Raw genomic sequence first — 12399 nt, forward strand, 5'->3', positions numbered from 1 at the left:
CTCACTCCCTGACCAATTTCAAAACCTTCCGCATATCTTGCATGGAATGAAGCGTAAAATAATTTGCAAAAGGACATCCGAATTGCTTTACCCGTTCGATTACATTGCCAATTGTAAATTGTCCCGGATCTAATCCTTCTTTCACTTCATCCCAAAATAAGGGCGTTGCTACGGTTCCATCCTTTGTCTTCCGAGGTGAGTAAGGTGCAATTAGCGTTTTATCTTTTCCATGCTGCACATAATCAAGATACAATCTGCCATTTCTCTTATTTTTCATTCGCTCCGTTGTAAAATAGTCGGAATAAGTATTCTCAATCGTAAATGCAATTGCTTGCGTAAAGGTTGCGGTTTCTTCGTAAGTCATGCTTCCTTCGCGAATTGGAATGTGAATCTGTATCCCTTTATTGCCCGATGTTTTCACAAACGACGTAAGGGAAAGTTCATCTAATAACGATTTAATGAGCTGTGCTGCATGGATAGCGAGATGGAAATGCTCCCTGTCAGGTGGATCAAGATCAAACGCAATTTCAGAAGGAACGGAGCTATGGGCCGTTTGAAAGGGGATATGATATTCAACTGCACCATGGTTCGCAAACCAAATCAAAGATTCCAAACGATCGCAAATAAATGCATTACCATCTTTTGACGGAATAGTAGTAATAAAGTCAGGTGCATAACTTGGTAGATGTTTTTGGAAAAAATGCTCCTGATCGATTCCGTCTGGGCACCGAATAACCGTTAGTAATCGATTCTCAAGGAATGGGAGCATGTATGGAGAAACTTCACGCATATAGGTAAGGAGATTTCCCTTTGTATAATGCACATCAGGCCATAATTCTTTTTCCGTATTTGTTAAATCGATACTTTCAGGAAGCATTGCCAAATCCAATTGCAATTTCTCAAAAGTACAATCCTCTGGTTTAATATGAGGTAATAGATTAGCGAATTGAGGTTCCCGCAATTCTTCTTTATATAGATCAAGCGTGTGAATCGAAGCACAAACAGCTGGGGGTAACATGTAAAGCTGCCCCTGCTTTTTGCCGTTTGTCAAAAATAATTGTTTTAATGTTTGAAACGATTCGGCGTCCAGTCCATGCTTGCATTTTCCTATCGCTTTTACATTTTCCTCATGAAACACACCTACGTGAAAATAGTCGTTTTTCATATCATAAGCAGTTAGAAAAACTTGTATTTTTCGCCAGTTTTTAATTTTAAGCCAATCATGATGGCGTTTTCCATTTATATAAGTGCTTGTTGTCCGTTTCGCAACCATTCCTTCTGCTTTAAAATCAAATGCTGCTTTCTCGATTGCTTCTGGACTTTGAAACGACTCGACCAGCTTGAGACGGTCTCCTTTTAGTTTTCTAAACAAGCTTTCCAATCCAATTTTTCTCACCGATAACTTTTGCATACGGTAAGACTTTCCTTTTAATTCCAGCAGGTCAAATATGATCAGTTGGGCAGGACGAATATGAGCTGCTTTTTGGATGGATACTTTATTTTTCAACCTCCCTCTTTTTTGAATCTGAGAAAAGTTAGCCTGATACGAGTGGTTTAATACTACGAGCTCACCATCCAGCGTTAATGGCAAATAGGCTTTGATTGTAGGATAAATTTCTAAACAAAATGCTTCAATCTCTGGAAAGTTTGCCGTTAAATCATGATTATTTCTGCTTTTTAACAGCACAGTTCCGTCCGCAGCCCACTCAAGAACGCAGCGAAATCCATCATATTTAATCTCATAAATCCATTCTGCACCCAGTGGAACGTCAGAATTAATAACTGGCTTCATGATATCCATTACAAGCACCCCCTATTAATAAAGTGGCTAATTTCGGAAATAATAACCGGTAGAATAGAAAATTATTGCAGCAACAAACTAAAGATGAAGGAGGGGTTTTAAATTGCATACAATGTGGAAGGGAACAATCAGCTTTGGTTTAGTAAATATTCCAGTGAAAATGCATGCAGCTACTGAAAATAAAGATGTCAAATTAAGACAGCTGCATAAAGAATGTAAATCACCAGTGAAGTATGAAAAAGTATGCCCGGTATGCGAAAAGGAAGTAAAAAATGAAGATATTGTGAAAGCTTTCGAATATGCGAAAAATAAGTTTGTTATCCTGGATGAAGAAGAGATAGAGGCATTGCGAAAAGAACAGGAGGACAAAGCTGTTGAAATTGTTGACTTTGTCAAATTAGAAGACATTGATCCAATTTACTTTGAAAAGAGTTATTATTTATCACCAAATGAAGGCGGCAGTAAGGCCTATGGCTTGTTGCGTACAGCGCTGAACGATACTGGTAAAATTGGAATCGCTAAAATGATTATTCGCGCAAAGGAGCAGCTTGCAGTTATCCGAGTATATAAAAATACGCTCGTTGTTGAGACCATTCATTATCCTGACGAGGTTCGAAGTGTCCAGGATGTCACAAACATTCCTGAGGATGTAAAAGTTGTAAAAAAAGAATTGGACGTTGCAAAAATGTTGATTGAGCAACTGACAACAGAATTTGAACCAGAAAAATATAATGATGACTATCGTACCGCATTACTGGATTTAATTGAAGAAAAGAAAAACAATGCGCAAACAGCAACTGCAAAAGATAAACCTGTACCAGATAATGTTACAAACCTAATGGATGCCCTCCAAGCATCATTGGAAAGAGCGAAAAAAGACAAGCCAAAACCAAGTCAGCCAAAACGAAAAACGACTGCGGCGAAGAAGAAGAAGGTAGCGACTTAAGGGAGGTGTCTGGCTTATATGCTGTCAGTGTTTAGATGGTGTCTGTCACTTCTCGAGTTTTGTTATTATTTGTCGAAAGAAAATATCTCCAACTGGAGATATTTTTTTGTGCAATATATAGCCATTACCAATCTTTGTCCTTCTGATATACTTAGTATAAGTAACGCAGTTTTTCTGTGAGCACGAGTTTAATGTGCTTTTCAAATCTTTTGTACTAGGGAATGATGATAATGGCAAATACACATATTTTTTCAAAAGGCGAAGAAATCGCAAATGCAGTTACGCATGGAATAGGCGCATTATTCAGTATTGGAGGCTTAGTCGTATTAATCGTTGCTGCAACTATGAACGGAACGGCCTGGCATGTTGTTAGTTTTACGATTTTTGGAACAACAATGCTATTACTGTATATTTCCTCTACATTGGTTCATGCCCTGCCCCAAGGAAAGGCAAAGGATTTATTTGGTAGTTAAGAAAGTATAAAATACTTCTTACTACATAAGTGCAACTAAGCTGTCACCCAAAAGGATTGGTAACAACTAAGTTTTCTAAAGATTTTCGATCATTCCTCGATTTATTTATTCATTGCTGGAACGTATACTCCATTTATTTTTCATGTGATTCAAGGAACACTCGGTTGGACAATGTTCGGTATTGTCTGGGGGACTGCTGTCGGTGGAGTTGTTTTCAAGGCCTTTTTTACTAAGAAGTTTCTCCATACCTCTACATTGCTCTACGTATTAATGGGTTGGATAGTTGTCCTCGGATGGAGGCAAATTATAGAAAATCTTGCTCCTAATGGAGTAGTATTACTAGTTGTTGGTGGATTGTTTTATACGTTTGGTGCAATCTTTTATGTTTGGCGAGGTTTTCGTTATCATCATCTTGTCTGGCATTTGTTTGTATTAATTGGCACGATTTGTCATTATTTTTGTGTTTTACTGTATTTATTGCCTTAGGGACATGCACCGTGTCTCAAAAAATGGATTAGACTGAGTGTTAGGGACACTTGGTCTTTTTTTACTATCTTTCCGATACAGGGGGAGAATCATTAAACAACTATTGTTGAAGAATATGGGTCAGGGTGCCTGTCCCTGTGTCCCTGCATCCTTTTAGTTTATTTATATCAAAATTGGGTACCTTCGTATTTAGACTTTATTAAATATTAATATAAATGGTATAATTGTAATATTATAAAGAAGGAGGGGGAAAAATGGTAGAGACAATCGATAAAAATAGCTTATTGCAGAAAGATGTCAATATGCTTGGAAACATCTTAGGCGAAATTTTAGTCCTCCATGGTGGTAAAGAGCTATTTGATAAAGTCGAAACAATACGAGAAATGACAAAAAGTAACCGTAAAAAATTCGATGAAGAGACATATATGGCACTTAAAAAAGAAATTAGCAATATACAAGTCCCAATGCGTCAGCAGGTGATTCGTGCTTTTTCTATCTATTTTCACTTAATTAATGTTGCGGAGCAAAACCACCGCATCAGACGTAGACGCCAGTATTTACTTAAGGAGGGAACAAGTCAATCCTTTTCCCTGGAAAAAGCAGTCAGTAAGGTAAGCAAATATTCCCTCACCGATGATGAAATTCAGAATGTGCTGGATGATTTATCGATTGAATTGATCATGACAGCTCATCCAACAGAGGCAACGAAGCGAACCGTTCTAGGAATACAAAAACGAATATCTGAAAATTTACAGAAATTGGACAATCCGCTCCTCACAAAAAAGGAAAAAGCAGCTTTAAAAGATAGCTTATTTAATGAAGTCATGGCATTATGGCATACCGATGAATTAAGGCACAAGAAACCTGAAGTGTTGGATGAAGTGAAAAATGGCCTTTATTATTTCGAACATACCTTATTTGATACATTGCCAGATATATTTTGGGAATTGGAGATGGAGTTAGAGGAACAGATTTCTGAAAAAGATTGGGAGGTACCGAATTTTATTCGATTTGGCTCCTGGATTGGTGGGGACAGGGATGGGAATCCGTATGTGACACCAGAAATCACTTGGAAGACATTAGAAATGCAACAGGCACTGATTTTGAAAAAATATGAAACGTCCCTTGTTGAGTTATTCAAGCGGTTTAGCCAATCGAGTGAACGCAATTCCATTGATCAGCAATTTATCGATCAGGTGAAGGTTGATGAAAACACTTATTTAAATGAGGATGAGCGATGGCGTATCAAGTCGGAGATATATCGACGCAAATTTAGAGTTATTCTAAAACGCCTGCGTGAAATAGGAAAATCAGCACATGGTTATCACAATAAAGAGCAGTTAGCGGATGACCTTAAAGAAATTCTGGAGAGCTCAGAGGCACATTTACCAAGAACTAAAAAGTTGAAATCCATTCGAAAATTAATACGTCAAGTCGAGATGTTTGGATTCCATTTAGCCACATTGGATATCCGAAACCATAGCAGAGAACACGAAGCGGCAGTCCATGAAATTTTAAACGCTGTTCATGTTGCAGATGATTATGGCGCTCTGACAGAAGCAGAGAAACAAACGGTATTAATTCAAGTCTTGAGCGATCCAAGGCCTCTACTGCTTTCCAGTGATCGATATTCTAAAGCGACCCGAGAGATGCTGGATGTTTTTAGAATGATCAAACGTGCCCATGAGAAATTTGGTAAACGTGCGATCGAGGTTTATTTAATCAGCATGACGGAGGCTCCAAGTGACCTTCTGGAAGTTTTAGTACTTGCTAAAGAAGCGGGACTCTATCGTCTGTACCCAGATGGAACAGTGGAAAGTGATCTTGATGTTGCACCATTATTGGAAACAATCGATGACTTGAAAGCTGGATCAGAAATCATGCGAGCATTATTTGAAACAGGTTTCTATCGTAAACAGCTTGAAGTACGTAATAATCACCAGGAAATCATGCTTGGTTATTCGGATGGGAGCAAGGATGGCGGTACATTAAGTGCAAACTGGGAGTTATTTAAAGCCCAGAAAGAAATCCATCGTATCGCAAGACAATACGATATTCATTTGAAATTCTTCCATGGACGTGGTGGATCATTAGGCCGTGGAGGCGGTTCATTGAATACAAGTATCCTTTCTCAACCGGTGGAGACCTTGGGAGATGGAGTAAAAATCACAGAACAGGGAGAAGTGCTTTCTTCCAGATATTTACTCAAAGATATCGCCTATCGAAATTTGGAGCAGGCGGCCTCTGCACTATTTGAGTCAAGTGTTAGAGCTGCAAGTGTCCCTGATATGGTAGAACTACGTAAACAGGAATGGGAATTGGCAATGGAAGCTATGTCAGAAAAGGCCTTGATAAAATATCAATCGCTTGTGTTTGACGATCCTGACTTCCTGACATATTTCCATCAAGCAACACCACTAACAGAATTGGATGCATTAAATATCGGCTCGCGGCCGATGAGCAGGAAAAACAGTCAACGTTTTGAAGACTTGCGTGCTATTCCTTGGGTATTTGCCTGGACACAATCCAGACATATGATTCCTGCTTGGTATGCAGCAGGCACAGGTTTGCAATCCTTTATTGAGAAGGAAGAGGACAATTTAGAAATCTTGCAAACGATGTATAAAGAATGGCCATTCTTCCATGTAACAATTAATAATCTGCAAAAGGCCCTGCTTACAGGTGATATGACTAGTGCCAAGGAGTATTTAGAATTAGTTGAAGATCCTAAAATAGCAAAACGGATATTTGAAGATATTGTTGATGAATATGAGCGGACAAAAGAGGCGGTGCTGCAAATTTCCGGCAACGAGGCATTACTCAGCCATTCGCCAAATATACAAGAGTCTGTTCATCTTCGCAATCCATACGTCGATCCACTTAATTTCCTGCAAGTAGATTTGATTCGGAAATTAAGAGAAACAGAAAACCCACCAGAAGACCTGGTAACGGATGTGTTGCTGACAATCAATGGGGTCGCAGCCGGGTTGGTTAATGTAGGTTGATTTGCAGGGACGTGGGGACAGGCACCTCGTCCCACAAAAATCTAAGGCATAGACCGAGTAGTAGAGATACTCGGTCTTTTTTCATCTTATTTTATGCTATTGGACGGCTTCTATTAGATTGAGGATTAATCACTTAATTATGTGAAAGAGTGACAGCAATTCAGGCGGTTTTCCCTCTTTTACTTTTCTAATAAGACATTACTCTAGAACTTTTCTTCTACTTTACCACCCTAAGGAACGTACATTGGTTCAGCAAAATTAATCAAAAAATGACCTACCTATTAGGCAAGTCAAGTTCCCGGTATGCTTCCTGATATTTACCGCCTGAAGCAACTTCAGCATGGTATAAAGCCTTAAGTGCGAAGCTCTTCTCAAGGTCATGCTCTTTCATTATTTTTTTCAACTTTATTTGTAATTCTTCATTTGCCATAACTAGTTTTTTCATGTGAGATGTATAATATTTCATCTGCTTCTTAACTCCTTTAGGATCCAATTATTCATTCAGTAAGTATAGCATTCATACTCTGTAATTGCATTATTTCCCTTGATTGTTTATATCCAAATTAGCACTCCTAAAAAATAAAAAAGCTCTTCTCATATGAGAAGAGCTTTCAAAATATTTATTTACGCTTTTTCAACGTTTGCTGCTTGTGGTCCACGGTTGCCTTCTTCGATATCGAAAGTAACTACTTGGCCTTCATCTAATGATTTGAAACCTTCGCTTTGAATTGCTGAGAAATGTACGAATACATCTTCTCCACCTTCAACTTCGATAAAACCGAAGCCTTTGTCTGCGTTAAACCATTTTACTGTACCTTTACTCATAAAAAATTCCTCCATGTGTGCTTTATAGCACGTTTATTACTTTTTGGTTCAAGATAATAATTCAAGACGAAGATAATCACTAAGAAGTTATTACAAATATCTTGTTTTGCTAAAACGAACATCAATAAGTTAATCTTATTATAACACATGATAGAAAAAAAGATACCCCTTTTTTAAGATGCCTGTCACTTCCCCAGTTTTGTCATAATTTGAAAGGTTATAGGGGGTAGGTATGGAATCTCTTATTAGGGGATTTCCTTATTTTTGCCGGAAAATGCCAGCATAAGTTAATTTATCATTGATCAACTATCAAAGGCACTATTCAGGTTATTTGTAACCTCTGTCCATAAGTCGTGAGGATGTGGATACTAATAGTGGAGATACTCAGTACATTATAGTGTGTTTTGATAATCATTCATTAATAACTCTCTTCCAAAGATAAGTAAATAAGGATCATTGTCAACTTATAAAATAATTGGTTGACAACACTATCTTAGTTTACTATAATCCAATTATCCGAAAATTTAAAATGTGTTTCGATTGGTAATTGAAAAGGAGCTGGTAGAATGGATAACCAAAGTAAGAAACTGAGAGTTATTCTAAACTGTGCCATCTTTGCTGCGGTAACAGCGATTTTAGCACAAGTAGAGATCCCCCTTCCGCTTATTCCAATAAGTGGTCAAACCCTAGCAGTTGGTATTGCAGCAACAATTCTTGGATCTCGTCAAGGTGCACTAGCAATGGTTTGTTATGCTGCAATTGGCGCTGTAGGTCTTCCCGTATTTAGTGGCTTTAGCGGAGGGCCGCAAGTTTTAATCGGTCCTTCTGGTGGTTATATTTTTGGATTTATTGCAGCAGCTTTTATTACTGGACTAATTTTAGAAAAAACAAGATTTACAATACCTATAGCACTAATTGCAAATATTGTAGGAATGGTTGTAACCTTATTTTTTGGTACTATTCAGTTAAAATTTGTTTTGGACATGAGCTGGAATGCAGCATTTATTGCGGGGGTATATCCATTTATAGTCGTTGGGTTAATCAAAGCATATCTAGCAAGTTGGATTGGGATAACAGTTAGAAGAAGACTTATCCAGGCGAAACTTGTCATTGGGGAAAATAAGGAAGTAGCCTGATGAGTTGATTTTCTATTTAAAACTAAGAAAGTAGACTGTCTAAGAAGAAAGACTCAATTGAAACTATTTAGTTTAAATAAAGGATTCCTTCCCAACTTTTTATTAACCTTACATTTTAACTTTCTTTTGCAGAATTACATAAAACAATAGCATTACCTTATGGTAAGGTAATGCTATTTTCATGCTATACTGTTATTTTTTTGCAACTATTACAACGCGGCCTTTATCGAGCTCTTCTTCATATTTTTCAGCTTCTGCTTGAGTTAATCCAAGATTTTCAAACTGTGAACGAAGCTCGTCCCCTCTTTTACGGAAGACATTGGCTACTTTATCAAAAACTCCTTCTTCTTTAAGTCCCACTTCATTAACATCTAATCCATCTGATAAGTCTTCCGTACGATCCTTTTCGTGGGCAAGGACATAGATCTCTTCTTTCGTATACCCCAATGCCATTAGCTGATCAATTTTCTCTTTTGCTTGAACACCATTTTCGACTACATGTACATTTTCCATTTGTTTATTCCTCCTATATAAGTTTCAGATATTATTTATCAACTGTTCTTAGTTATGTATAACCGTTTTGCAAAATGATGAAACATGGAGGAAGTGAATTTTCCAGAAAGCAGTATGGAGAAAGAAATATTGTCAAAGAAAAAAGAAGAACTGAGAAGGCTCTTCTTTTGCGTTCTATGAAGTTGAAAGGACAGTCAGTCATCTTTTCTGGGCAGGAAAGAAAATAGCTGCATAATTGTATTTAAGGCATAACGTCATATAAGCCTGACGAATCCCAAGTTTTCTAATGTTCCTATAAGCATATACTGGAACCTGCCCCTGTTGGAGAGATGAAATCATTAGGTTTCAATTAAGAATTATTGAATGTCTGTTTAATGATATCTTCTGCAATAGATGCATTCGCTGATTCTAATGTACGGTGTTCATTAACGGAATCACCGGAAGCCTTATGATCTATATCTAATAAGGAATTCCTGCCTAATTTTGCTTGGACACTTATCCTTTCACGCTCCAACTCTGTTTGTTTATTTTTATCTTTATTATTTAGAACCATGTTATCACCTCATTTGTTAATCTATCCAAAATTGCATTATCTAATCTATAGAAGAGAATGGCTTTGGATATATTACTATAAGGAGGTGAAAAAATGGGTAAGAAAAAAGGTGAAAAAGAAGAAAATATAAATGTAGCACTTGGTGGAATGGGTCTATACGGTACTACTTCCAATGCAGAAATAGCAGGATATATGGCTTCCGGAGACATTGAAAATGCCGGAAGATTGGATAAGGGGTTTAAAAAAGTTGAAGAAGATGATCTTGCTGCGGAAGCTTCAATGAAAGAAGGGGAAAAGCAGGATTATTAAGTTAGATGTAAAAAGGGCTTTCTACAAGGTGGAAAGCCCTCTAAAACTGGTTTATATGGGGAAGACAATACATTCATATCTTAGGATACTAGTAGCACTTATCAGAAGCTGTAATGTGTATTTGGCTTTGCCACTGCAATTCCAGATAATGATTCGATTGAAGAGAGAGAACACCCCTAACAAACAACCAACAAACCAAAGAAACCATCCCGCTGGTACCAATAAATATATTAATCTGGTACTTTAAAAATTGCATAATTATTGACATACTAATCATTAAATTTATAATTTTAAAAATTGATTTAGGTTATTAATCTATTAATGGAAGCTACTTGCCAAATAGCTTTGCAAATCTAACAAATCAAAGTAAAATAAAATTAATAACTTTCTGAAGGTTTGGACAAGGGGGATTCCGCCAAACTATTGGATTGGATATTAAGGAGAGGTGATGTGACAGTGGCACGATATGAATATGGTGGAGATGAGTTTGTTTTCGTTGAATTATCAGAGACGATGGATTTGAACATAAACTTTAAAGCTATGGCCATCACGAGTCAATTAAAAGAGGAGAATTTACCAGGTATCCTGGACATTTGTCCTTCGAATGCATCTTATATGATCCGTTTTGATCCAGACCGTATTCATCCTGATAAATTAATAAGTAAATTGAAAGAGCTGGAACAGTCTGTTTCCATTGATGATTTTGAAATATCTTCTCGTATGGTTGATGTTCCTGTGCTTTTTGATGATCCTTGGACACATGAGGCGTTGATGCGTTTCCGCGATCGCCATCAGGATCCTGATTCTACTGATTTAGAATATGTAGCACGAATTAATGGCTTTGATTCGAAAGAGGAATTAATAAAAGCAATCACAGATAGCCCATATCTCGTATCGATGATTGGGTTCGTTCCAGGGCTCCCATGGTGTTATCAAATGGTTCCCCGCGAGCGGCAGATAGAAGCACCGAAGTATGTTCGTCCACGGACATTTACTCCAGAGCGGGCATTTGGTTTAGGCGGTGCGTTTACGGTAATTTATCCGGTTCAGGGTGCTGGCGGGTATCAGCTGTTCGGTACGGCTGCTGCTCCTATTTTTGATAAGGACCAACGGACGTATGATTTCAAGGATTCGATCACATTCCCTAGACAGGGAGATATTTTCAGATATCGCAGTATTGATCAAAAGGAATATGAAGAAATAAGGAAAACAGTGGAAGATGGAACGTTTCGTTATTTGACGAAGGATATTACATTTACACCTAAACAAGTACTCGATGATCCAAAAGGGTTTTCCGAAGAAGTGTTAAGGAGGTTGTACGCATGATCCATGTAATAAATCCGGGGTTAGAGACAACAGTTCAGGATACAGGTCGAATTGGTTTTTATGAAGTTGGAATGCCGCCATCTGGTGCGATGGATAAATATTCATATACTGCTGGGAATTTACTTGTTGGAAATAATGAAAGCGCTGCATCATTGGAAATTACATATTTAGGACCTGAACTCGAATTTCAGGAGGATACGATAATTGCGGTAACAGGTGGAGAAATCCCACCGAAAATCAATGGAGAATCTGTACCAATGTGGGAAGCCTTAGAAATAAAAGCTGGTGACAAGCTGTCATTTGACTTTGTTAAACAAGGGGCACGAGTATATTTAGCTGTAGCTGGTGGTATTGATGTACCGGAAATAATGAATTCGCGCTCAACTTATACTTTATGTGGTATTGGTGGCCTCAATGGAGGAAAGCTTCAGGTAAATGACAAGCTTGAAGTTGGTAATGAAAAAATCCGGGATGTTAAGCCTGGAACACGTATAGCGGACCATCTTATTCCATCGTTCGATAAGCATCATGAAATTCGTGTCGTACTAGGGCTTTGCAGCTATCGCCTTACAGAAGAGAGCAAGGATAGATTTTTCTCGATTGATTGGAAAGTTACGCCAGAAGCGAATCGAGTGGGTTACCGCTTTAAAGGGGAAAGATTGAATTTTGTAGAACGGGAGCAGCCTTTTGGTGCAGGAAGCAATCCTTCCAATGTGGTGGATTTAGGTTATCCAATTGGTTCCATTCAAGTTCCTGATGGTGTAGAACCGATCGCATTATTAAATGATGCTGTAACAGGTGGAGGATATGCAACAATTGCAACAATTATCAGCGCCGATTTAAATAAGCTTGGACAAGTGAAGACGAATGAAACGGTCAGGTTTGTTTCGGTCGATATTGATGAAGCGCTGGCAGCAAGAAATGAAGTGAAGGAAAAACTAGCAGAAATTAAACAAAACCTAAGTAAATAATTTACGTTATATAGGATATTCCGGACTTTTTGAACATCATCAAATAATTGGAGGG

At 37.9% G+C, this 12399-nt stretch carries 11 protein-coding genes and 1 pseudogene; 7 read left to right on the forward strand and 5 right to left on the reverse strand.

The features are described 5' to 3' along the window. Position 1: 1 nt before the first annotated feature. Positions 2 to 1801: a DNA ligase D gene (locus tag CWR45_RS16445; protein WP_115750932.1), complete on the reverse strand. Its 1800-nt coding sequence runs from the start codon at positions 1799 to 1801 to the stop codon at positions 2 to 4. 103 nt (positions 1802 to 1904) lie between these two features. Between CWR45_RS16445 and ku the strand changes: the two genes are divergently transcribed. The 3 genes and pseudogenes from ku (at position 1905) to ppc (ending at position 6711) form a co-directional block, all read left to right on the forward strand. Continuing rightward, complete coding sequence (gene ku, locus CWR45_RS16450) at positions 1905 to 2747, forward strand: non-homologous end joining protein Ku (protein WP_115750933.1); 843 nt, start codon at positions 1905 to 1907, stop codon at positions 2745 to 2747. Positions 2748 to 2977: 230 nt separating this feature from the next. Next, positions 2978 to 3706: pseudogene (gene trhA / locus CWR45_RS16455) on the forward strand (PAQR family membrane homeostasis protein TrhA). A 254-nt stretch (positions 3707 to 3960) separates the two neighbouring features. Further along, on the forward strand, positions 3961 to 6711 hold the full coding sequence (gene ppc / locus CWR45_RS16460) for a phosphoenolpyruvate carboxylase (protein ID WP_115750934.1): 2751 nt from the start codon (positions 3961 to 3963) through the stop codon (positions 6709 to 6711). Between the two features lie 274 nt (positions 6712 to 6985). On the opposite strand, the gene CWR45_RS16465 is transcribed toward ppc, so the two are convergent. Both CWR45_RS16465 and CWR45_RS16470 read right to left on the reverse strand, forming a co-directional pair. Next, positions 6986 to 7177, reverse strand: a complete 192-nt coding sequence (locus CWR45_RS16465; RefSeq protein WP_115750935.1) for a hypothetical protein — start codon at positions 7175 to 7177, stop codon at positions 6986 to 6988. A gap of 158 nt (positions 7178 to 7335) precedes the next feature. Beyond that, the gene (locus CWR45_RS16470) at positions 7336 to 7536 is read right to left on the reverse strand and encodes a cold-shock protein (protein WP_115750936.1); all 201 of its coding nucleotides are present in this window, start codon (positions 7534 to 7536) and stop codon (positions 7336 to 7338) included. A gap of 566 nt (positions 7537 to 8102) precedes the next feature. Here CWR45_RS16470 and CWR45_RS16475 point away from each other — a divergent pair. Then, positions 8103 to 8672, forward strand: a complete 570-nt coding sequence (locus CWR45_RS16475) for a biotin transporter BioY (RefSeq protein WP_115750937.1) — start codon at positions 8103 to 8105, stop codon at positions 8670 to 8672. A gap of 192 nt (positions 8673 to 8864) precedes the next feature. Here CWR45_RS16475 and CWR45_RS16480 read toward each other — a convergent pair whose 3' ends face one another. Beyond that, positions 8865 to 9185 (reverse strand): YflT domain-containing protein, encoded by a 321-nt coding sequence (locus tag CWR45_RS16480; protein WP_115750938.1) that lies wholly within the window; start codon positions 9183 to 9185, stop codon positions 8865 to 8867. A gap of 349 nt (positions 9186 to 9534) precedes the next feature. Continuing rightward, positions 9535 to 9738, reverse strand: coding sequence for a hypothetical protein (locus CWR45_RS16485; RefSeq protein ID WP_115750939.1), 204 nt, complete (start codon positions 9736 to 9738; stop codon positions 9535 to 9537). A gap of 93 nt (positions 9739 to 9831) precedes the next feature. Between CWR45_RS16485 and CWR45_RS16490 the strand changes: the two genes are divergently transcribed. From CWR45_RS16490 to CWR45_RS16500, 3 genes are all read left to right on the forward strand, one after another. Beyond that, positions 9832 to 10047: a hypothetical protein gene (locus CWR45_RS16490; protein ID WP_115750940.1), complete on the forward strand. Its 216-nt coding sequence runs from the start codon at positions 9832 to 9834 to the stop codon at positions 10045 to 10047. A 450-nt stretch (positions 10048 to 10497) separates the two neighbouring features. Continuing rightward, complete coding sequence (locus CWR45_RS16495; protein ID WP_425453638.1) at positions 10498 to 11373, forward strand: 5-oxoprolinase subunit B family protein; 876 nt, start codon at positions 10498 to 10500, stop codon at positions 11371 to 11373. After that, complete coding sequence (locus CWR45_RS16500) at positions 11370 to 12344, forward strand: 5-oxoprolinase subunit C family protein (protein ID WP_115750941.1); 975 nt, start codon at positions 11370 to 11372, stop codon at positions 12342 to 12344. The genes CWR45_RS16495 and CWR45_RS16500 overlap by 4 nt, the downstream gene beginning before the upstream one ends. The last annotated feature ends 55 nt before the right edge of the window (positions 12345 to 12399 follow it).

Origin of the sequence: Oceanobacillus chungangensis (assembly GCF_003369565.1) — a bacterium.
GTDB lineage: Bacteria > Bacillota > Bacilli > Bacillales > Amphibacillaceae > Oceanobacillus > Oceanobacillus chungangensis.